This is a genomic window from Microbulbifer sp. ABF4_143, assembly GCF_056160225.1.
On record NZ_JBSWWT010000023.1, the window covers coordinates 1 to 20,660 of the forward strand.

17 protein-coding genes, 5 tRNA genes and 1 rRNA gene are annotated in these 20,660 nt (G+C 63.2%); 22 read left to right on the forward strand and 1 reads right to left on the reverse strand.

Going from position 1 to position 20,660, the window contains the following annotated elements; all coding sequences use genetic code 11:
* Both rrf and ACXAF3_RS15510 read left to right on the forward strand, forming a co-directional pair.
* A 5S ribosomal RNA gene (gene rrf, locus ACXAF3_RS15505) occupies nucleotides 1-109 on the forward strand; the annotation flags it as partial.
* Nucleotides 110-1,326: 1,217 nt separating this feature from the next.
* Nucleotides 1,327-2,175: an aldo/keto reductase gene (locus tag ACXAF3_RS15510; RefSeq protein WP_475113223.1), complete on the forward strand. Its 849-nt coding sequence runs from the start codon at nucleotides 1,327-1,329 to the stop codon at nucleotides 2,173-2,175.
* Nucleotides 2,176-2,209: 34 nt separating this feature from the next.
* Here ACXAF3_RS15510 and ACXAF3_RS15515 read toward each other — a convergent pair whose 3' ends face one another.
* A complete protein-coding gene (locus ACXAF3_RS15515; RefSeq protein WP_475113224.1) occupies nucleotides 2,210-3,163 on the reverse strand; it encodes a hypothetical protein in 954 nt (317 codons plus the stop codon).
* 226 nt (nucleotides 3,164-3,389) lie between these two features.
* On the opposite strand from ACXAF3_RS15515, the gene ACXAF3_RS15520 reads away from it, so the two are divergent.
* The 20 genes from ACXAF3_RS15520 (at nucleotide 3,390) to rpoB (ending at nucleotide 20,568) form a co-directional block, all read left to right on the forward strand.
* A complete protein-coding gene (locus tag ACXAF3_RS15520; protein WP_475113225.1) occupies nucleotides 3,390-4,766 on the forward strand; it encodes an alpha/beta hydrolase in 1,377 nt (458 codons plus the stop codon).
* Nucleotides 4,763-5,512 (forward strand): ABC transporter ATP-binding protein, encoded by a 750-nt coding sequence (locus ACXAF3_RS15525; RefSeq protein ID WP_475113226.1) that lies wholly within the window; start codon nucleotides 4,763-4,765, stop codon nucleotides 5,510-5,512. Before ACXAF3_RS15520 ends, ACXAF3_RS15525 begins: the two co-directional genes overlap by 4 nt.
* Entirely contained in the window at nucleotides 5,512-6,699 is a 1,188-nt protein-coding gene (locus tag ACXAF3_RS15530; protein WP_475113227.1) for an ABC transporter permease, read from the forward strand. Before ACXAF3_RS15525 ends, ACXAF3_RS15530 begins: the two co-directional genes overlap by 1 nt.
* Nucleotides 6,700-6,722: 23 nt before the next feature.
* Nucleotides 6,723-7,835 (forward strand): alanine racemase, encoded by a 1,113-nt coding sequence (gene alr / locus ACXAF3_RS15535; RefSeq protein WP_475113228.1) that lies wholly within the window; start codon nucleotides 6,723-6,725, stop codon nucleotides 7,833-7,835.
* 2 nt (nucleotides 7,836-7,837) lie between these two features.
* Complete coding sequence (gene birA / locus ACXAF3_RS15540; protein ID WP_475113229.1) at nucleotides 7,838-8,842, forward strand: bifunctional biotin--[acetyl-CoA-carboxylase] ligase/biotin operon repressor BirA; 1,005 nt, start codon at nucleotides 7,838-7,840, stop codon at nucleotides 8,840-8,842.
* Complete coding sequence (locus tag ACXAF3_RS15545; RefSeq protein WP_475113230.1) at nucleotides 8,839-9,576, forward strand: type III pantothenate kinase; 738 nt, start codon at nucleotides 8,839-8,841, stop codon at nucleotides 9,574-9,576. The genes birA and ACXAF3_RS15545 overlap by 4 nt, the downstream gene beginning before the upstream one ends.
* 18 nt (nucleotides 9,577-9,594) lie before the next feature.
* Complete coding sequence (locus ACXAF3_RS15550; protein ID WP_475113231.1) at nucleotides 9,595-10,302, forward strand: SPOR domain-containing protein; 708 nt, start codon at nucleotides 9,595-9,597, stop codon at nucleotides 10,300-10,302.
* Nucleotides 10,303-10,469: 167 nt separating this feature from the next.
* Nucleotides 10,470-10,545: transfer RNA gene (locus ACXAF3_RS15555), tRNA-Thr, on the forward strand.
* Between the two features lie 110 nt (nucleotides 10,546-10,655).
* A tRNA-Tyr gene (locus ACXAF3_RS15560) sits at nucleotides 10,656-10,739 on the forward strand.
* A gap of 96 nt (nucleotides 10,740-10,835) precedes the next feature.
* A tRNA-Gly gene (locus tag ACXAF3_RS15565) sits at nucleotides 10,836-10,909 on the forward strand.
* A gap of 124 nt (nucleotides 10,910-11,033) precedes the next feature.
* Nucleotides 11,034-11,108 (forward strand) — tRNA-Thr (locus ACXAF3_RS15570).
* 139 nt (nucleotides 11,109-11,247) lie between these two features.
* Nucleotides 11,248-12,441: an elongation factor Tu gene (gene tuf / locus ACXAF3_RS15575; RefSeq protein WP_475113232.1), complete on the forward strand. Its 1,194-nt coding sequence runs from the start codon at nucleotides 11,248-11,250 to the stop codon at nucleotides 12,439-12,441.
* 111 nt (nucleotides 12,442-12,552) lie between these two features.
* Nucleotides 12,553-12,628, forward strand: a tRNA-Trp gene (locus ACXAF3_RS15580).
* 113 nt (nucleotides 12,629-12,741) lie between these two features.
* Nucleotides 12,742-13,110: a preprotein translocase subunit SecE gene (gene secE, locus ACXAF3_RS15585; RefSeq protein ID WP_475113233.1), complete on the forward strand. Its 369-nt coding sequence runs from the start codon at nucleotides 12,742-12,744 to the stop codon at nucleotides 13,108-13,110.
* 10 nt (nucleotides 13,111-13,120) lie between these two features.
* The gene (gene nusG, locus ACXAF3_RS15590; RefSeq protein WP_475113234.1) at nucleotides 13,121-13,654 is read left to right on the forward strand and encodes a transcription termination/antitermination protein NusG; all 534 of its coding nucleotides are present in this window, start codon (nucleotides 13,121-13,123) and stop codon (nucleotides 13,652-13,654) included.
* 168 nt (nucleotides 13,655-13,822) lie between these two features.
* A complete protein-coding gene (gene rplK, locus ACXAF3_RS15595; protein ID WP_475113235.1) occupies nucleotides 13,823-14,254 on the forward strand; it encodes a 50S ribosomal protein L11 in 432 nt (143 codons plus the stop codon).
* On the forward strand, nucleotides 14,255-14,950 hold the full coding sequence (gene rplA / locus ACXAF3_RS15600) for a 50S ribosomal protein L1 (protein ID WP_475113236.1): 696 nt from the start codon (nucleotides 14,255-14,257) through the stop codon (nucleotides 14,948-14,950).
* Nucleotides 14,951-15,243: 293 nt separating this feature from the next.
* Nucleotides 15,244-15,738 carry a 50S ribosomal protein L10 gene (rplJ, locus tag ACXAF3_RS15605; RefSeq protein WP_475113237.1) on the forward strand — a complete coding sequence of 165 codons (495 nt, stop codon included), beginning with the start codon at nucleotides 15,244-15,246 and terminating at the stop codon, nucleotides 15,736-15,738.
* A gap of 92 nt (nucleotides 15,739-15,830) precedes the next feature.
* Nucleotides 15,831-16,199, forward strand: coding sequence for a 50S ribosomal protein L7/L12 (gene rplL / locus ACXAF3_RS15610; RefSeq protein ID WP_475113238.1), 369 nt, complete (start codon nucleotides 15,831-15,833; stop codon nucleotides 16,197-16,199).
* A gap of 295 nt (nucleotides 16,200-16,494) precedes the next feature.
* The gene (rpoB, locus tag ACXAF3_RS15615) at nucleotides 16,495-20,568 is read left to right on the forward strand and encodes a DNA-directed RNA polymerase subunit beta (protein WP_475113239.1); all 4,074 of its coding nucleotides are present in this window, start codon (nucleotides 16,495-16,497) and stop codon (nucleotides 20,566-20,568) included.
* The last annotated feature ends 92 nt before the right edge of the window (nucleotides 20,569-20,660 follow it).

Here is a 20,660-nt window from a genome sequence, read left to right on the forward strand (position 1 = left end):
ACAATAGAGTTGTGGAACCACCTGATCCCTTGCCGAACTCAGAAGTGAAACGCAACATCGCCGATGGTAGTGTGGGGCTTCCCCATGTGAGAGTAGGTCATCGTCAGGCTTTCATTCCAAAGGCCCTGATCGCTAACGCGGTCAGGGCCTTTTTCATTGCAGCCTGCCGATGACCTACCGCTGTGCGGTACGGTCAGGTCACTCGGGCCATCCATGGCCCTCACCCTTCGGGAGGTCACTCGGGCCATCCATGGCCCTCACCCTTCGGGCAGCCTGTGGCTGTGCAAAACGGCTTTCCTGCCGTTTTGTCAGGCTTCTAAAAAAGAAAACCCCCGCAGGGAAACCTGCGGGGGTTTTGTTTTTTGGATACGATGAAATGCTGTCGACTAGCACGCAGCGCGGAGCGCTGCCATGTGACAACCCATGCACCGAAGGTGCAGAGGTTGGGGCGCCGAAGGCGTCGCGTAGCGATGGCGAGCGCAGCTCGACACCCAGTGTAGGGTGAGGAGCGGTCGCCGCAGGCGGCGCAAAGCACCGCGTTGCGAGCGACGAACGCCTCGCCAAGGACGGCCGGGCCGGGGCCTGATCGAACACTCTGCCGTCGCGCCAGGGACGGCGGCACAAAAGCCTATAACCTCTGCGCAGGTAGATGGATCGGTGCCGGAATTTAAGGCCTATCGCGGCCATGGGCCGCTCCTACAGATAGCCGATTACAAATCACGCAAAGATCTGCCGCCGAACATCGCGATAAATCGGCGGGACACTCCTCTCCGTTCCTACGGCGGCCAATCCACTTGGCGGCTCTCTTTCCTGCTAAAAAACAAAAAAGTCCAATGCAGGCTTCGAGAGAGGCCGTCAGTAAATCTAAAGTCCACGCCTGCATGGGCGCCCGCTCACCGCGAGAAAAGCTGCGTAAAAAAGCCCATAAAGCAGCCCGCAATGGGCGGGTAAAAGCCTGATGTTTTTTTGCGCGCCATCTCGCGAAGCCCCAAATACGGCCGCAGAAACCAACTATCCCAAACTTGTACACAGGTCTATCCATGAAATCTGTTAGTAACAGCGTTGTGTGCACAGTGTTCGGAGAGCGGATCTCAAGTGGTGCTTTTTTACCCGCCATCAGCTCAGCGGCACGGATTCGGGCCTGAGGGTGAATATCCCATAGTTATGCACAGCTCTATCCATGTATTCTGTTAGTAACGCCGGTGTCATCTCCGAAAAACGGTTGGTGACGCCCTCTACAAAGTCACCAGCGAAGGTAAATAGTTATATTCCATGCAACGTATACAGTCCGCGCTCGATCAATCATTTTCGCTTTCCCGGATAGCAATGGGGCTCTGGCGCCTCGCTGACTGGAAATACACACCCCGGCAGACACTGGAGCTAGTCGAGCAGTTACTGGACCTCGGCATTACGACTTTCGACCTGGCGGATATCTACGGTGACTATCGCTGCGAAGAGTTGTTCGGCGAGGCGCTGAAACTTAAACCCGCACTGCGTGAACAGATGGAGATAGTGTCCAAGTGCGGTATCAAGCTGATGGGCAGCGGCAACGACTACGCCCTGAATCATTACGACACCACGGCAGGGCATGTCCTCGCTTCGGTCGAGTCCAGTTTGCGCAAACTGGCCGTCGAGTCCCTGGATCTGCTGTTGATACATCGCCCCGACCCGCTGATGGATGCGGAGGAGCTGGCCGGCGCACTGGACCGGTTGCTGTGCGCAGGTAAGATCCGCGCGGTAGGTGTTTCCAATTTTCTGCCGCATCAAGTGGCGCTGCTGCAATCGCGACTGTCTGTCCCGTTGTTGGTGAATCAGATAGAGGTGTCGCTGTTGCACACCGAGCCCCTGTTTGACGGTCAACTGGATTACTGTCAGCGCGAGAGACTGCTGCCGATGGCCTGGTCGCCTTTCGCAGGCGGGGCCCTGTTTACCGGCACGGGAGAGGTGGCCAGGCGTGTACAGACCTGCCTCGAGGTGTTGTCGCGGGAACTGGATATGGAACCGCAGCAGATCGCACTGGCCTGGTTGCTGAAGCATCCGTCGCGGATGGTGCCGCTGCTGGGCAGCGGCAGAGTGAGTCGCTTGCGCAGCGGTCTCGCCGCGCTGGATAGAGAGCTGCCGCGGGAGGCCTGGTTCCGGCTGTTGCGGGCCGCCCGCGGCAGGGATGTGGATTAGGGAGGCTGAAAAAACGCCGCCGGAACGGAGGGGCTTAGCGCTCGTAGGCGTTGTCTGGCATCAGGTCGTAGTTCTGATCGCCGAAATCGAATTCCTCCAGTGGCGCCAGATGTGTTGGCACCAGATAGTGGCGCAGGGGCTGGTCGTTGCGCCAGTCCATTACTTCCAGCTGTTCACCCTGGATGCCGTGCAGCAGTGTTTCGAATTCCGTGGCCGCGGCGGCGATCAGGGATTGGTATTCCAGGTTGTCGCCGAGCTTGATAAAGCGGTAATCGCCGTCGGCCTGTTCTATACGCAGCCAGCCGGCACCGCGCTTTTTCTCTGCTTCGCCGATCACCAGTGGGCCCTGTTGGTCGCAGAACACCGGTGTCAGCTGCAGGCGGGTATCCTGCTCCACCGGAGTGCCGACCCAGACCCAGCCGGAGAGACCGATGCGGCTGAGGTGCCACTCGCTCAACCACACGGTCTGTTCGCCGTCGATGCGGAACTCGCTGTATTCGCGCTGGCTCGAGCGGTTGTCAAAATTGATATCCGCGCTGGGATTCTCCTTGCGGAAATTGTGCAGCTGCTGGGTCATCTCGTAATTGACTTCCCAGTGCTTTTTCAGCCGCCACTGGATCGGATACTGGCCCCATTCGACGATGTATTCCTCGCGTTCGCGCACCGTTTCCACCACGCGCCAGAAGGCACCGTCGATGAGAATGCAGGTGTCCCCGGGCTTGCTGCCGGGGGCGATGATGCTGCACTCGGGCGAGGCCTCCGAGGCATTGACAAGATGTTCACCGCGACCCTCGATCACTTCGTACCAGGGAAAGCCGTGGCGCAGGGGCGGCGGGAAAGCCAGTGGCGGACGGCCGGCCAGCAGGCGGCGGAAGAGTACCGATTTCTCGATTTCCAGGTCAGAGAGTGTATAGCCTTCCTTGTGCGTGATCTGTCCCCAGGCAAAGGCGGCTCGGATTAGTTGTTTTTCTCGGTCTGAAAAGCTCATGGGTGTGGGTATGGGAAGAGTACAATGGGAAACCTTACCACTGCGGGCCCCGCCGCGCTAATGCAATCGCCGCCGGCCGGGCGGCACCGACGACAGGACGGACAAAAGTTCGATAGACTGGCGTTCTTTCCAAAGTATTCGAGTGGGAGAACAGTTCGTGGTATGGATGCGGCGGCTGCTACTGGCGGCAGTGCTAGCGGTCGGCAATGGATTGTCGGGGCCCGCATTGGCCCAGAGTGAGCCGGAATACACAAGGTGTTATCTCGACGGCTGGGGGAGCTCCCTGCGCTGCTATCGGGTAGTCGTCGGCGAAGGCGGGGGCCTGAGTGAGTTGGCGGTGATGGTGGCGCCGGCGGTCAACGACAGCGGCCGCGAGCCGCTGTATTTGCTCGCCGGCGGACCGGGGCAGGCGGCGAGTGAGTTGGCGCCGCTGCTGAATGCGTTCCGCAAGATCAACCGCGAGCGCGCCATCGTTATGGTCGATCGCCGCGGCGCCGGGCGATCCGGCGCATTCCGCTGCGGCTTCGGGCGTGAGATGCCGGCGGACCTGGAGCAGTTTTCCCAACGCCTGGCGGACTGCTATCTGCGCAACGCGCAGCTGGCCGAAACCCTGAACAGCCGCCAGGCGGTCGAAGACCTCGAGCGCGTGCGGCAGTACCTGGGGCACGAACGCATAGCCCTCTGGGGCGGCTCCTGGGGCACCCGCACGGCGCTTCTGTACCAGCAGTGGTATCCGCAATCCCTGACCGCGCTGGTTTTGGATGCCGTGGCGCCGATCGACAGCAAGGTGTTCCTGACCGCCGCGGCCGCCGAGCGGGCCCTGCGCGCGCTGGAGCGTGACTGCGCGCGCGATGCCGTCTGTGCCCGTTTCGGCGACTGGAGAGGGCAGCTCGATCGCCTGCTGCAAGACTGGGATCAGGAGCGGGCCGCGTCTTTTCCCGATCCACTGACCGGCGCGCCGCTGGGCGAGCCGCTGCAGCGCTGGGTACTGGCGAACGCTATTCGCGCGGCTCTCTACGATCCGGCCGCCGCCGCGCAGCTGCCCTACGCGGTGCACCAGGCCGGCCGCGGCAATTATCTGCCGCTGTCCGGGCTCACCGGACTGTTCCTGAATCAAGCCGACAGCATGGCGATGGGACTGACATTTTCCGTGGCCTGCGCCGAAGAGCTGAACCGCATCAGCGCCGAAGAGGTGGCTGCGGACAGCGCCGGCACCTTTCTCGGCTCGGCGTTTATCGATCTGTTTAGAAGCGGCTGTGGGGTCTGGCCGGTCCAGGCCAGACCCTACGCCGCGCCACAGCCGAGGGAGCAGCCGGTGCTGCTGATTTCCGGCTCGGCCGACCCGATCACGCCGCCGCAGTACGCCGAGCAGCAGTTGGACTACCTGTCTCGCAAACAGCACCTGGTGGTGGCGGGTGGCGGTCATATCAATTCCCCCCGCGGCTGTATTCCGGAGCTGATCGCGCGCTTCCTGGACGCGCCGGCGGAGCCGCTGGATCGGAGTTGCGTGGCGGATATCCGGCGGCCGCCGTTTATGGCGGATGCATTCGGCCCGGCCCTAGGGGCGGGCGGCGGTTCCGCGCAGCGGGGGGGGCAGTCGTGATTGCAGTGGAATCCATCGACAAACAGTTTGCCGGGCGGCAGGTCCTGAGGGCGCTCAGCTTCACCGTGCCCGACGGACAGATTACCGCGCTGCTCGGCGCAAACGGCGCCGGCAAGACCACCTGCCTGCGTATCATCACCGGCCTGCTGCGCGCGGACTCCGGCTGCGTGCGGCTGGGCGGTATCGATGTGGCCCGCGATCCTATGGCCGCGCGGCGGCAGCTCGGCGTGGTCGGCGACCGCGAGGGCCTCTACGAGCGGCTGACGGTGGCCGAATACCTGTCGCTGTTCGCCAGAGTGCAGGGGCTCTCCGGGAGTCGGCTGAAGGAAGCCCTGCAGTCGGTACGCGAGGAGCTGGAGCTGGACGACCTGTGGCAGCGCCGCACCCGCGGCTTCTCCCAGGGGGAGCGAATGAAGGTCGCCCTGGCGCGCGCGCTGGTACACCGCCCGCAGCACCTGATCCTGGACGAGCCCACGCGGGGTCTCGATGTGCTGGCGGCGCGACTGCTGCGCCGGACGTTGCTGCGGTTGCGGGCCCAGGGCACGACGATACTGTTTTCCAGTCACGTGATGTCTGAGGTGTCCGAACTGTCGGACCGGGTGTTGGTCATGGCCGGCGGGCGCATTGTTGACGGCGGCTCGCCGGCGGAGCTTGTGGCGCGCACCGGCTGCGGGAACCTGGAGGACAGCTTTGTCGCTCTCGCTTACGGCGCGGCCGGCAAACAGCGAGTGGAGGTGCCGGCGTGATGCTTGTGGGCCAGCTTTTTTCGCCGCAGATGTCGGCGCTGTTGCGCAAGGAGTTTCTCGAAGCCTGGCGCGATCGCCGCGCGCTGTGGATGGCCATCTGTTTCTCGCTGTTGTTTCCGGTGCTGCTGGCCGGCTCAACCATCTTTCTCGTCAAAAAGCACAGCGAGGAGTCCACGCGTCTGGCGCTGGTGGGCGGCGATGCCGTGCCCCTGCTGGCGCAGCAGCTGCGCGGCGACAGCCTGGAAGTGGAAGTGCTGGCCGAGGGGGATCCGCGTGAACTGATCGCCGGCGGCTACGACCTGGTGTTGACCCTGAGCGACGATTTCGTCGAGCGCTACGAAGCCTTCCGCGCGCCGCAGATGTATCTCTATGTGGACGCCTCCTCCACCTCCGCCGGGCGCGCCGAGCGCCACTTACAGGAGCGCCTCGGCAGACTGCAGCAGCTGATCGTGCAGCAGCGCCTGGCCGCGCGCGGTGTCGCCCCGCAGCTGCTGTCGCCCTGGCAGCTGCAGGTGCGCGACCTGAGCACGCCCTCGAGTCGCGGCGCCATGATCCTGGCGATGGTGCCGGGATTGCTGATCCTGACCCTGTTCGTCGCCAGTCTCGCCACCTCGGTGGATACCTCGGCCGGCGAGCGCGAGCGCCTCAGCCTGGAGACGCTGCTGCTGCAGCCGCTGCCCGGCTGGCAGCTGGTTGCGGCCAAGACGCTGGCCGTGGCCAGCATGGGCTGGCTGGGCGCGCTGTTGGCGATCGCGGCTCTGGTTGCGCTGATGCCCGTGATGCCACTGGCCGAGCTGGGCATACAGCAGGCCACCACCGCCGCCGGCGTGGTCGCCATGGGGCTGCTACTGTTGCCGCTGGCGCTGCTGGTGGCCGTAGTGCAGATTCTGCTGGCCCTGCGCTCGCAGTCCTTCAAGGATGCGCAGACGCAGCTGAGCATTCTGCAGCTGGCGCCGGTCACATTGCTGATGGCGCTGGATATGTCGCGCATACAATTAACGGAGCCCTACTGGCAACTGGTGCCGCTGGTGGGCCAGCAGCAGTGGCTCAAGGCGCTGCTGGTGGGGGACGCCGTATCCCCGCCGCTGGTGCTGGCGGGATCGCTGGTGTGCCTGTTACTGGTGGCTTTGGCCGTGGCCTTTGGCGCCCGGGCCCTGCGCCGCGAGAGCCTGCTGGGGGCGGTATAGCGAGTGAGTTGGATAGAGACGGCATGAGTGATTCCCGCGAAGGCCTGCTGACCATCGATCTGCAGGCGGTCGGCGACAACTACCTGGACCTCCGCGGCCGCCTGGCCGGCGGCAGCCGCTGCGGCGCCGTGGTCAAAGCGGATGCCTACGGCCTGGGGATGGCGCAGGTGGCGCCGGCGCTCTACCGGCGCGGCTGTCGGGACTTTTTCGTCGCCACCCAGACCGAGGGGGAGAGGCTGCGCGCCGCGCTTGGCGAGGCCGTCAACATCGTGGTGTTGACCGGCGTGCGCCACGGCGCCGAACTGGAGTGTGCGCGCGCGGGCCTGGTGCCGACACTGTTTACCCTGCAGCAGCTGCGCGACTGGGTGGCGATTTGCGCGAGAGAGGGCCTGCCCGCTCCCTGTGCCCTCAAGGTGGACTCGGGCATGACCCGCCTGGGCATGACCCCGGAGGAGTTCGAGCAACTGCTGGCGGACCGGGCGCTGCTGCGTGCGGCGGATATCCGCCTGTTGTTGAGCCACCTGGCCTGCGCCGACGAGCCCGGACACCCGCAGAACCGGCTGCAGCTGCGCAATTTCCGCGAGTTCGCCCAGCGGCTGCGGGCGCAGTGCCCGGACGTGCTGCTGAGCCTGGCCAACTCGTCGGGTATCTTCCTCGGCGAGGAATACCACTTCGATATCGTCAGGCCCGGCTGCGCGCTCTATGGTGTAAACCCGGTACCCGGCGCCCCCAACCCGATGCGCCCTGTGGTGGAACTGAGTCTACCCATAGTGCAGAAGCGCCACGTCAGCAGCGAGCAGCCTGTCGGCTATGGCGCCACCCAGCGCGTTGCGGCCGGAAGCTGGCTGGCGGTGGCCCGCGGCGGCTACGCCGACGGTATACTGCGCGCCCAGAGCGGTCGCGGCTGCGGCTGGGCCTGCGGCCGGCGCCTGCCGATGGTCGGGCGGGTGTCGATGGATTCCACCACTTTCGATATCAGCGCCCTCAGCGCCGCGGAGCGCGATGCGCTGACGTCCATCGAAGTGCTCAACCAGGAACTGACCGTGGACGAGGTGGCCGGCTACGCCGGCACCATCGGCTACGAAATACTGACCAGTCTCGGCAATCGCTATTTTCGCCGCTATTTGAGAAGTTGAATTTGCAGAGCTCCAGCCCGAAAAATCCGCTACAGCAGCTGCGCCCGGTACTGAACCTGCTCGCCGACGGAGAGGTGCACTCCGGTGAAGCCCTCGGCGCCGCTCTGGGGGTGAGCCGCGCGGCGGTGTGGAAACAGCTGCAGAAACTCGAGCGCTACGGTCTGGCCCTGGAGTCGGTCAAGGGGCGCGGCTACCGCCTGCCCGGCGGCCTGAACCTGCTGACTGCGGATGCGATCGAGTCCGGCCTGAACGCGGAGGCGCGCGACCTGCTGCAGCAACTGCTGCTGCGCGACGAGGTGGATTCCACCAACGCCCGGCTGCTGTCACTTCTCGAGCGCGGCGCCGGCCACGCTGTGGCCATGTTCGCCGAGCGGCAGACCGCGGGGCGCGGGCGCCGCGGGCGCGCCTGGGTGAGCCCCTTCAGTGGCGGCATCAACCTGTCTATTGGCTGGCAGTTCAGCGGCGGGGTACAGCTGCTGGAGGGACTGAGCCTGGCGGTGGGGGTGGCCCTGGCGCGCGCGCTGGAGGAGTTTTCGGTGCCGGATGTGCGCCTCAAGTGGCCCAACGACGTCTGGTGCCGGGGGCGCAAGCTGGCGGGGGTTCTGCTGGAGCTCTCCGGCGACCTCACCGATCGCTGCGCCGTGGTCGTGGGTATAGGGCTGAATGTGGGGCTGCGCGGGGACAGTACCGCCGCCATCGATCAGCCGTGGATAGATCTCAACAGCGTGCGCCCCGGCATCGACCGCAACCGTCTGGCCGCGGCCATGCTGAACCAACTGCTGCCGCTACTGCGGGATTACCCACAGTGCGGTTTCGGCGCCCACCGCGACGCCTGGCTGGCACTGGATCAGTTCGCCGGGCAGCCGGTGCGGCTGCAGTCGGCGAGCCGCGTCTGGTGTGGCACCGCGGCCGGGGTGGACGATTCCGGCGCGCTGCTCCTCGATATCGATGGGGAGACACAGCGCTTTCACGGCGGCGAGATATCGCTGCGGGGGAGGGAGCCTTGATTCTCGAGGTGGATCTGGGCAACACCCGCGGCAAGTGGCGCCTGCTGGACGGCGGTGAGGTGCGCGCGCGCGGCAGCCTCTCCACCGCGGCGCTGCGCGCCGGTGAGGTGCCGGAGGCCTGGGGTGAGTTGCGGCCGCGGCGGGTGCGCGCCGCCAACGTCGCCGGCGCGGCCGCCGCGACGGCCCTCAAAGAGGCCGCCCGCGTACTGTTCGCGCTGCCGGTGGAATTCGCCCGCGTCGAGGCCCGCTGCGCCGGCGTGACCTGCGGTTACCGCGATATCGGGCGCCTGGGGGTGGATCGCTGGCTGGCGGTTATCGCCGCTCACGATAAAAAACCGGGCGCCGCACTGATTGTGGACTGCGGCAGTGCCGTGACCCTCGACTTGCTGGATAATGGCGGCCACCACCTGGGGGGCTATATAGTGCCGGGCCTGGAGCTGATGCGCCGGGCCCTGTACAAGGACACGGACGCGGTCAAGGTGCCGCAGGCGTTTGCGCCGGATATGGCGCTCGGCGCGGGCCGCGATACCGATGAGGCCGTCAATCGCGGTCTGGTGATGATGGCGCTGGGGGCGATAGATCGCGGCCTTGGCGAGCTGCGTCGCGGCGGCGCGGCTGCGCCGCGGCTGTGGCTGACCGGCGGCGACGCGCCGCTGTTGTCCGCCCTGTGCGACAGGCCCCACACGCTGGCGCCGGAGCTGGTGCTGGACGGCCTGGCCCTCAGCAATCCCTAGATAGATTCAGAAGACACCATGCGTTGGATAGTTCTCGCCCTGTTACTCGCCAATATCGGCCTTTTTGCCTGGTTCCAGAGCGCCGGCCGCCCGCCCGCGGCAAGGGTCGCTGCTGTGCCGTCGCAGATGGGGGGCGGGGAGTCCATTCAACTGGTCAGCGAGGTGCCACGGGAGCGGCTGGCGAAGCGGGCTGCGCGGCCGGCACCGCAACCCCCGGCGCAGAAGCCACAGCCGGAGGCGCAGCTCTGCACCCTGGTGGGGCCCTTCGCGGAAGTGTACCAGGGGCAGGATGTGGCGCAGCGGCTGCAGGCTCTGCAGGTAGAGGCGGAACTGCGCGAAATCGAAATGGAAGGGCAGATGCGCTACTGGGTCTTTCTCGAGCCGCTCGGGTCCCGCCGTGAGGCCTTCCGCAAGCTGCGTGAATTGCAGGCGGCCGGTATCGACAGTTATGTGATCCCGAAGGGTTCCCTGACCAACGGCATCTCCTTCGGCATCTTCAGCGAGCTGGATCGCGCCGAGTCCCTGGCGGCGGAGCTGAAGGCGCGCGGTATCGCGGCGCGGACGCGGGAGGAGCCGCAGACCTATCTGGAGCGCTGGATCGTGCTGCCGCCCGGCGCTGCGGAAGGGCTCGCGGAGGAGTTCTGGAGCGAGTTGCAGCTTGAATACCCGGAGCTGGACCGCCGGCAGAACCTCTGTAGCGAAGTGAAGGGTGCGTCACAGGCATAGCCGACGCCTGTGAGCGCGAGCGCTCCGGCGTCTGGATTTCCCGCTTTGGCCGCCAATATCCGCCTTCCAATCTTTGGGGTGAATTTACTGTTGCTTGTCGGCATAACATCCCCTAGAATCCCGCCTCCACTGACGGGGCGACTAGAGTTTCCGCAGTGAGGGACAGGGCTGGCGTAGCTCAGTTGGTAGAGCAGCTGACTTGTAATCAGCCGGTCGGGGGTTCGACTCCTCTCGCCAGCTCCATTTTTGTCCTATGCGCTGAAGTGCTTTAAGTTCCGCAGATAAGTGTGTGAATTTGAAGGAAAAAACGTTGACAGCGCAGCGGGCGATGTAGAGAATACACGCCGCTTTAAGCAGGGGTTCCCGAGTGGCCAAAGGGATCAGACTGTAAATCTGACGCGCAAGCTTCGGTGGTTCGAATCCACCCCCCTGCACCATATTGAGATGCCGGTTCGCCGACAGGGTTGGCCGGTGTCGCCAGCGGAAGGTTGAAGACCTTTTGCTTGGAGGTTCCCGCATGCGGGCTTGGTCCTGCGGGCATAGTTCAATGGTAGAACCTCAGCCTTCCAAGCTGATGATGCGGGTTCGATTCCCGCTGCCCGCTCCATACTGCGTGTGGGGCTAGGTGGGAGTGAGTCGCCAGTGGGGTAAGCTGGTGGCTGGGTGAGTGGATGAGGTTGTCCGCTCGCCGATTCGGTGCTCCGTGTGGGTGCTGGGTTTGGCAGTAATATGCTCATGTAGCTCAGGGGTAGAGCACACCCTTGGTAAGGGTGAGGTCGGCGGTTCAAATCCGCCCATGAGCTCCATTTTTAATGGCCGCAGGGGCAGGTGCCTCTGCGGCTATTTGTATCCGGGGTCGGCGCCGGTTTTGGGGTGGTCGGCCGGGATGCGCCTGTTCTGGACGTAGGGGCGCTGGTGTTTGCGTACCTATATTAGGAGGCTGCAATGGCAAAAGAAAAGTTTGAACGTTCCAAGCCCCACGTAAACGTGGGCACCATCGGTCACGTTGACCACGGCAAGACCACCCTGACCGCTGCCCTGACCCGCGTCTGCGCGGAAGTCTGGGGTGGAGAGGCCGTTGCCTTCGACGGTATCGACAACGCACCGGAAGAGCGTGAGCGCGGTATCACCATTGCCACCTCCCACGTTGAATACGAGTCCCCGACCCGTCACTACGCCCACGTTGACTGCCCGGGACACGCCGACTACGTGAAGAACATGATCACCGGTGCCGCCCAGATGGACGGCGCTATCCTGGTCTGCTCCGCTGCTGACGGCCCCATGCCGCAGACCCGCGAGCACATCCTGCTGTCCCGTCAGGTAGGTGTACCCTACATCGTGGTATTCCTGAACAAGGCCGACATGGTCGACGACGAAGAGCTGCTGGAACTGGTTGAGATGGAGGTGCGCGAACTTCTGGATCAGTACGAGTTCCCGGGCGACGACACCCCGATCATCGTCGGTTCCGCTCTGATGGCCCTGAACGGCGAAGACGACAACGAGCTGGGTACCACCGCTGTCAAGAAGCTGGTAGAGACCCTGGACGAGTACATCCCGGAGCCGGAGCGCGCTATCGACCAGCCGTTCCTGATGCCGATCGAAGACGTATTCTCCATCTCCGGTCGCGGTACCGTGGTAACCGGCCGTGTGGAGCGCGGTGTCCTGAAGACCGGCGACGAAATCGAAATCGTCGGTATCCGCGAAACCACTTCCACCACCTGTACCGGTGTGGAAATGTTCCGCAAGCTGCTGGACGAAGGTCGTGCCGGCGAGAACATCGGCGCCCTGCTGCGCGGCACCAAGCGCGACGAAGTGGAGCGTGGTCAGGTACTGGCCAAGCCGGGTTCCATCACTCCGCACACCAAGTTTGAGGCGGAAGTGTACGTGCTGTCCAAGGACGAAGGTGGTCGTCACACCCCGTTCTTCAAAGGCTACCGTCCGCAGTTCTACTTCCGTACCACCGACGTGACCGGTGCGGTTGAGCTGCCGGAAGGCACCGAGATGGTAATGCCGGGCGACAATGTTCAGATGAAAGTGACTCTGATCGCTCCGATCGCGATGGAAGAGGGTCTGCGTTTCGCGATCCGCGAAGGCGGCCGTACCGTCGGCGCCGGCGTTGTAGCCAAGATCATCGAGTAATCCTTGATCGCCGCGCCGCCGGACCCCAGGGCGGCGCACTTTGCTAAATGTGGGGGAGGGTGGTAAGATTCGCCCCCTCATTTTGGGCGCTGAAGCGCCCAAGTACGTTCCAGGCCAGTAGTTCAATTGGTAGAGCACCGGTCTCCAAAACCGGCTGTTGGGGGTTCGAGTCCCTCCTGGCCTGCCAACTTTTCAATCGCCCCGCCACCTGGTGCCTGAGGGCGTCGCAGCCGCCGGTCCCCGGGGTTGTGTTTGTAAGCGCTAAGGGCTTATCTAGAGTGCGCTAAGGGCTTCTTTTGTATGAATGCTAAGGTAGAAGCGAAAACCTTTCGTCTTGACGGCCTGAAGTGGTTGCTGGTGGTGCTGTTGGTTGGCGCCGCCGTCGCGGGCAACTCCTATTATGCCGAATTCCCCCTGCTTTACCGTGTGCTGGCAATCGTGGCGATCTGCCTCGTGGCGCTGGTTGTGGCGATCAATACCGCCAAGGGTAACGCCTTCTGGAATTTGTTGCGGGAGGCGCAGACAGAGGTGCGCCGTGTCGTCTGGCCGAGCCGCCAGGAAGCGACCCAGACCACGCTGATCGTGGTGGTGTTTGTGTTGATCATGGCGCTGATTCTGTGGGGGCTGGATTCCGCCCTCGGCTGGGCTGCCTCCAAGATAATCGGCTAAAGGTTGATAGATGGCTAAGCATTGGTACGTGGTTCAGGCTTACTCCGGTTATGAGAAGCGCGTTGCCGCCTCTCTGAAGGAGCGCATCGAGCTGCACGAGATGGACCACCTGTTTGGCGAGGTGCTGGTGCCCACCGAAGAAGTGGTGGAGATGCGTGCCGGCCAGAAGCGCAAGAGCGAGCGCAAGTTCTTCCCCGGCTATGTGCTGGTGGAGATGGAGCTGAACGACGACACCTGGCACCTGGTGAAAGAGACGCCGCGGGTGCTCGGCTTTATCGGCGGCAAGGCGGACAAGCCGGCGCCGATTACGGATCGCGAGGCGCAGGCTATCCTGAATCGCATAGACGATTCGGCCGACAAGCCGAAGCCCAAGACCCTGTTCGAGCCCGGTGAGATGGTGCGGGTGATCGACGGTCCGTTCAATGATTTCAACGGTGTCGTGGAAGAGGTCAACTACGAGAAGAGCCGCCTGCGTGTGGCGGTGTTGATCTTCGGTCGGTCCACGCCTGTGGAGCTGGAGTTCGGTCAGGTAGAAAAGACCTGATTCTGGCATAAGGATTCTTGCCCTCTTCTGCCGTTTGGCGGAAGGGGGTTTTCGCGTCCCTGAAAAACGCCGCGCTGCGGTGTTGCGAGGGGCAAACGGGGAGCCGAGCGTTGCAGTCCTTGCGGCTGTACAGCGCAGGCGTTAATACCCAATCAGAGGAGAGCTGTAATGGCTAAGAAAGTCGAAGCTTATATCAAGCTGCAAGTGGCCGCAGGCCAGGCCAACCCGAGTCCGCCCGTCGGCCCCGCGCTGGGTCAGCACGGCGTGAACATCATGGAGTTCTGTAAGGCGTTCAACGCGCAGACCCAGGGTATGGAGCCGGGTCTGCCGGTGCCGGTAGTGATCTCTGTATACAGCGATCGCTCCTTCACCTTCATCATGAAGACCCCGCCCGCCGCGGTACTGCTGCGCAAGGCGGCCAAGATCAAGAGCGGTTCCGGTCGCCCGAACACCGAGAAGGTGGGTAAGGTAACCCGCGCTCAGCTGGAAGAAATTGCCCAGACCAAGATGCCCGACCTGACTGCATCCGATATGGAAGCGGCCGTGCGCACTATTGCCGGTTCCGCCCGCAGTGCCGGTATTGAAGTGGAGGGTCTGTAAGTGGCTAAGTTGAGCAAGCGTCAGCGCGCCATCGCTGAAAAAGTAGAAGCGGGCAAAGCCTACGGTATCGACGAAGCCGTAGCCCTGCTGAAAGAGCTGTCCAATGTGAAGTTCGCCGAAACCGTGGATGCGTCCATCAACCTGGGCATCGATCCGCGCAAATCCGACCAGGCTGTTCGCGGCGCCACCACACTGCCGCACGGCACTGGTAAAGAAGTGCGCGTAGCCGTGTTCACCCAGGGCGCCAACGCCGATGCGGCGAAAGAAGCCGGCGCTGACCTGGTGGGCATGGACGAACTGGCTGCCGAGGTAAAAGCCGGCAAGATGGATTTCGACGTGGTGATCGCCTCTCCGGATGCGATGCGCGTTGTCGGCCAACTGGGTCAGATTCTGGGTCCGCGCGGCCTGATGCCGAACCCGAAGACCGGCACCGTAACCCCGGACGTGGCCACTGCGGTGAAGAACGCCAAGGCCGGTCAGGTGCGTTTCCGCGCCGACAAGGGCGGCATCATCCACGGCGGTATCGGCAAGGTGAGCTTTGACGCCAGCGCGATCAAGGAAAACCTGGAAGCGCTGGTTGCCGATCTGAAGAAGGTCAAGCCGGCTTCCGCCAAGGGTGTTTACCTGAAGAAGATCACCCTGAGCACCACCATGGGCCCGGGTCTGACCATCGATCAGGCTTCCCTGAACATTTAATTGCTGGCAGGAGCGGCCATGGGCCGCTCCTGCGCAAACCGAACTTTGGGGTCCGCCCGAACGCTTCGGCGGGAGGGCGGGCCGTCAAAGACCGTAGGTGCCAGTTGCGTTTGAGGTTTTGAGGTATAGCGCGGCTGACTTAATCCGGACTTCGGCCAGGCCGGCCAATCGAGAAGTCCGAGCCTACGCAGACGGTGTCGCCCAAACCAGTATTTTTACTGGATTTGAGCTTTGTGCACCGGAACGGATCGGGCTGAATAGCCCGGTCTTTTTTCAAATCCAGGAGTGACACTATGGCTATTGGACTCGAAGACAAGAAAGCGATTGTCGCAGAAGTCCAGCAAGCTGCTTCGAGCGCTCTGTCGGCGGTAGTTGCGGATTCCCGCGGCGTTACCGTGAACGACATGACCGCTCTGCGCAAAGAGGCTCGCGAGAACGGCGTTTGGTTGAAGGTCGTCCGCAATACTCTGGCGCGTCGCGCTCTGGCAGGTACCGAATACGAATGTCTCACCGAGAAGTTCGTCGGTCCCAGCATCATCGCCTTTTCCACAGAACATCCGGGTGCCGGTGCGCGCATCCTGAGCAAGTTCGCCAAGGAAAACGACAAGCTGGAGCTGAAAGGTGCTGCCTTCGAAGGCGCGATCACCGACGTCGCACTGTTGGCAAGCCTGCCGACTTACGATGAGGCGATCGCCAAGCTGATGAGCGTGCTGAAAGAAGCATCTGCTGGCAAGCTGGTCCGCACTATTGCGGCCATTCGCGACCAAAAAGAGCAGCAGGCCGCCTAATTTTTTCGCATTTGCGAATGGCGGTTTTTCAACGACTGTTTTATTGAATTAGACGAGCAGCTCGCTGCTCAAATCAAATCAGGTACTGACTCATGTCTCTGACTAAAGAAGATATCATCAACGCTGTTGCCGAAATGTCTGTTAAGGACGTTGTCGAGCTGATCGAAGCAATGGAAGAGAAGTTCGGCGTTACCGCTGCTGCCGCAGTAGTGGCCGGCCCGGCTGGCGGCGAAGCTGCCGCCGAAGAGAAAGACTCTTTCGACGTGATCCTGGCTTCTGCCGGCGACAAGAAAGTGAACGTGATCAAGGTAGTTCGCGGTATCACCGGCCTGGGCCTGAAGGAAGCCAAGGCGCTGGTAGACGGCGCTCCGAGCCCGCTGAAAGAGGGCGCGACCAAGGAAGAAGCCGAAGCGGCCAAGAAAGAGCTGGAAGAAGCTGGCGCAACTGTAGAACTGAAGTAATTCGGTCGTTGCGACTCTCCGCTGCCGGCGGTGTGACCGCCCGGCAGCGGCAAGGCTGGTGGACTATGTCCGCCGGCCTTTTTGCCGTTTGCGGCAGTGAGGTTTTTGTGGCTCTGCGGGCATCGAAATTGACCGCATGGTTCCCGCATACACCTTAACGCACAGGGCGCGCTACTGAAAAGCGCGAGAGAGGTTTCCGGTCAGCGTGGCGGCACCGCGTTGACCAGAGGCTTCTCGCCCGGAGGGGCTCTTTGGCTCCACGAAGTCTTGTCACCGATCAAGCTGGGGAATATGAATGGCTTACTCATACACTGAGAAAAAACGTATTCGCAAGGATTTCGGCAAACTGCCCAAGGTCATGGATGTACCTTTCCTTCTTGCGATACAGCTCGACTCCTATCGCAATTTCACACAGGCCGACAAGCGCCCCGACGAGCGCCTGGATGTGGGCCTGCAGGCGGCCTTCAAGTCCGTATTTCCTATTGTCAGCTATTCCGGCAACGCCGCCCTGGAGTATGTGAGCTACACCCTGGGCAAGCCGGCGTTCGACGTTAAGGAGTGTACCCTGCGCGGCGTGACTTACGCCTGTCCGCTGCGGGTGCGCGTGCGCCTGATCATTTACGACAAGGAATCCGCCAGCAAGTCCATCAAGGACATCAAGGAGCAGGAAGTGTACATGGGCGAAATTCCGCTCATGACCGACAATGGTACCTTCGTGATCAACGGTACCGAGCGCGTGATTGTTTCCCAGCTGCACCGCTCCCCGGGTGTGTTCTTCGATCACGACAAAGGCAAGACCCACTCCTCCGGCAAGCTGCTCTACGCTGCGCGGGTGATTCCCTACCGCGGTTCCTGGCTGGACTTCGAGTTCGACCCGAAAGACCTCGTCTACGTGCGTATCGACCGCCGCCGCAAGCTGCCGGCGACGATCCTGCTGCGCGCCCTGGGCTACAGCTCCCAGGAGATGCTGGAGATGTTCTTCGAGACCAGCAAGTTCGAGCTGCACGACGAGAACTGCAGCCTCGAGCTGATCCCGTCGCGCCTGCGCGGTGACGTGGCCTCCTTCGACATCAAGGACGGCAAGGGCAAGGTCATTGTCGAGGAAGGCCGCCGTATCACCCCGCGCCATATCCGCCAGCTGGAAAAGGCCGGCGTCGAGCGCCTCGAAGCGCCGCTCGAGTATCTGCACGGCCGCGTGCTGGCCCACGACATCATCGACGAGTCCACCGGCGAAGTGGCCATCGAGTGCAACACCGAGATTACCGAAGAGGTGATCGCCAAGCTGCGCGCGCTGGGCATCAAAAAGTTCGAGACCCTGTACACCAACGACCTGGACCGCGGTCCGTTCATCTCCGACACGCTGCGCGCAGACCCGTCCCGCACCCAGCTGGAAGCGCTGGTCGAGATCTACCGCATGATGCGCCCGGGCGAACCGCCGACCAAGGAGTCCGCGGAGTCCCTGTTCGAGAACCTGTTCTTCACCGACGAGCGCTACGACCTGTCCGCGGTCGGCCGCATGAAGTTCAACCGCCGTCTGGGCCGCGAAGACGAAACCGGCCCGGGTACCCTGAGCAAGGAGGATATCGTCGACGTCCTGAAGACGCTGATCGATATCCGCAACGGCCACGGCATGGTGGACGATATCGACCACCTGGGTAACCGCCGCGTGCGTTCCGTCGGCGAGATGGCCGAGAACCAGTTCCGCGTGGGCCTGGTGCGTGTCGAGCGCGCGGTGAAAGAGCGCCTGTCCATGGCCGAGTCCGAGGGCCTGATGCCCCAGGATCTGATCAACGCCAAGCCGGTGGCGGCCGCGGTGAAGGAATTCTTCGGTTCCTCGCAGCTGTCCCAGTTTATGGACCAGAACAACCCGCTGTCGGAAGTGACCCACAAGCGCCGTGTATCCGCCCTCGGCCCGGGCGGCCTGACCCGCGAGCGCGCCGGCTTCGAGGTGCGCGACGTGCACCCGACCCACTACGGCCGCGTGTGTCCGATCGAGACGCCGGAAGGTCCGAACATCGGTCTGATCAACTCCCTGGCCACCTACGCCCGCGCCAACCACTACGGCTTCCTCGAGAGCCCCTACCGCAAGGTGGTCAACGGCCAGGTGACCGACGAAATCGAATACCTGTCCGCGATTAACGAGGCCAACTATGTGATCGCCCAGGCGTCCGCCGCCGTGGACGAGAACGGCCGCTTTACCGACGACCTGGTCAGCGTGCGTCACCAGAACGAATTCACCCTGAAGACGCCGGACGAGATCCAGTATATGGACGTGTCCGCGAAGCAGGTGGTGTCCGTGGCCGCGGCGATGATCCCGTTCCTCGAGCACGACGACGCCAACCGCGCCCTGATGGGCTCGAACATGCAGCGCCAGGCGGTGCCGACGCTGCGCGCCGAGAAGCCGCTGGTGGGTACCGGTATGGAGCGCACCGTGGCGCGTGACTCCGGTGTCTGCGTGGTGGCCAAGCGCGGCGGTGTGATCGAGCGCGTCGACGCCAGCCGCGTGGTCGTGCGCGTGGCCGACACCGAGGTGGAAGCCGGTGAGGCGGGTGTGGATATCTACAACCTGACCAAGTACACCCGCTCCAACCAGAACACCTGCATCAACCAGCGCCCGATCGTGAAGACCGGCGACGTTGTCGAGCGCGGCGATATCCTCGCCGACGGCCCCTCCGTGGACCTGGGCGAGTTGGCCCTGGGCCAAAACATGCGCATCGCGTTCATGCCCTGGAACGGCTACAACTTCGAGGATTCGATCCTGATCAGCGAGCGCGTGGTGCAGGAAGACCGCTTCACCACCATCCACATCCAGGAGCTGACCTGTATCGCCCGCGACACCAAGCTGGGCAGCGAGGAGATCACCGCGGATATCCCCAACGTGGGTGAGTCCGCGCTGAACAAGCTGGACGAGTCCGGCATCGTCTATATCGGTGCCGAAGTCGGTCCCGGTGACATTCTGGTGGGCAAGGTGACGCCGAAGGGCGAGGCCCAGCTGACTCCGGAAGAGAAGCTGCTGCGCGCCATCTTCGGTGAGAAGGCCTCCGACGTGAAGGACACCTCCCTGCGCGCGCCTTCCGGCACCCGCGGCACCGTCATCGACGTGCAGGTGTTCACCCGCGACGGCCTGCAGAAGGACCAGCGCTCCCTGGATATCGAGAAGGCGCAGCTGGACGAAGTGCGCAAGGATCTGAACGAAGAGTACCGCATCGTCGAGGGCGCCACCTTCGAGCGTCTGCAGGCGGCGCTGGAAGGCCAGAAGGTCGCCGGCGGCAAGGGCGTCAAGAAGGGCGATGTGCTGACCGCGGAGGTGCTGGCCAAGCTGCCGCGCGAGGACTGGTTCAAGCTGCGCATGGCCGAAGAGAGTCTCAACGAGCAGCTGGAAAAGGCCGAGGCGCAGCTGAAGGAGCGCCGCAAGCTGCTCGATGAGCAGTTCGAGGACAAGAAGAAGAAACTGGAATCCGGCGACGATCTGGCGCCGGGCGTACTGAAAATCGTCAAGGTCTACCTGGCGATCAAGCGCCGCATCCAGCCGGGCGACAAGATGGCCGGTCGCCACGGTAACAAGGGTGTGATCTCCGTGATCAAGCCGGTCGAGGATATGCCCTACGACGAAAACGGCGAGCCGGTGGATATCGTCCTGAACCCGCTGGGCGTGCCTTCGCGCATGAACGTGGGTCAGGTGCTGGAAATGCACCTGGGTATGGCCGCCAAGGGCCTCGGCGTGAAGATCGACCGCATGCTCAAGGAGCAGCAGGAGGCGGCCAAGATCCGCGGCTTCCTGGAAGAGGTCTACAACTCCACTGGCGGCCGCAAGGAGGAGCTGGACTCCCTGTCCGACCAGGAGATCCTGGAGATGGCGGAGAACCTGCGCAAGGGCGTGCCGATGGCGACGCCGGTATTCGACGGCGCCGACGAGAGCGAGATCAAGCAGCTGCTGCGCCTGGCGGATGTGCCGGACTCCGGCCAGATCACCCTGTACGACGGCCGCACCGGCGATGCCTTCGAGCGTCCGGTAACCGTGGGCTACATGTATATGCTGAAGCTCAACCACCTGGTGGACGACAAGATGCACGCGCGCTCCACCGGTTCCTACAGCCTGGTGACCCAGCAGCCGCTGGGCGGTAAGGCGCAGTTCGGTGGCCAGCGCTTCGGTGAGATGGAGGTCTGGGCGCTGGAAGCCTACGGCGCCGCCTACACCCTGCAGGAAATGCTCACGGTCAAGTCCGACGACGTGGAAGGCCGCACCAAGATGTACAAGAACATCGTCGACTCCGACCACCGTATGGAGCCGGGTATGCCGGAATCCTTCAACGTACTGGTCAAGGAGATCCGCTCCCTCGGCATGAACTTCGAGCTGGAGCACGACTGAGTCGATCGCTGGTGTAGGAGCCCGGCGGATTTGCGCGAGCAAAATTCGCCGGGCGAACTGAGACAAGCGCCGGCGGCCCCGCAATTTGGGGC

Coding starts and splice junctions, on each gene's coding strand:
- rplJ (WP_475113237.1), top strand. CDS start 15,244: ATGGCTATTGGACTCGAAGACAAGAAAGCGATTGTCGCAGAAGTCCAG.
- tuf (WP_475113232.1), top strand. CDS start 11,248: ATGGCAAAAGAAAAGTTTGAACGTTCCAAGCCCCACGTAAACGTGGGC.
- ACXAF3_RS15510 (WP_475113223.1), top strand. CDS start 1,327: ATGGGGCTCTGGCGCCTCGCTGACTGGAAATACACACCCCGGCAGACA.
- ACXAF3_RS15515 (WP_475113224.1), bottom strand. CDS start 3,163: ATGAGCTTTTCAGACCGAGAAAAACAACTAATCCGAGCCGCCTTTGCC.
- ACXAF3_RS15550 (WP_475113231.1), top strand. CDS start 9,595: ATGCGTTGGATAGTTCTCGCCCTGTTACTCGCCAATATCGGCCTTTTT.
- rplK (WP_475113235.1), top strand. CDS start 13,823: ATGGCTAAGAAAGTCGAAGCTTATATCAAGCTGCAAGTGGCCGCAGGC.
- secE (WP_475113233.1), top strand. CDS start 12,742: ATGAATGCTAAGGTAGAAGCGAAAACCTTTCGTCTTGACGGCCTGAAG.
- alr (WP_475113228.1), top strand. CDS start 6,723: ATGAGTGATTCCCGCGAAGGCCTGCTGACCATCGATCTGCAGGCGGTC.
- nusG (WP_475113234.1), top strand. CDS start 13,121: ATGGCTAAGCATTGGTACGTGGTTCAGGCTTACTCCGGTTATGAGAAG.
- rpoB (WP_475113239.1), top strand. CDS start 16,495: ATGGCTTACTCATACACTGAGAAAAAACGTATTCGCAAGGATTTCGGC.
- rplL (WP_475113238.1), top strand. CDS start 15,831: ATGTCTCTGACTAAAGAAGATATCATCAACGCTGTTGCCGAAATGTCT.
- ACXAF3_RS15530 (WP_475113227.1), top strand. CDS start 5,512: ATGCTTGTGGGCCAGCTTTTTTCGCCGCAGATGTCGGCGCTGTTGCGC.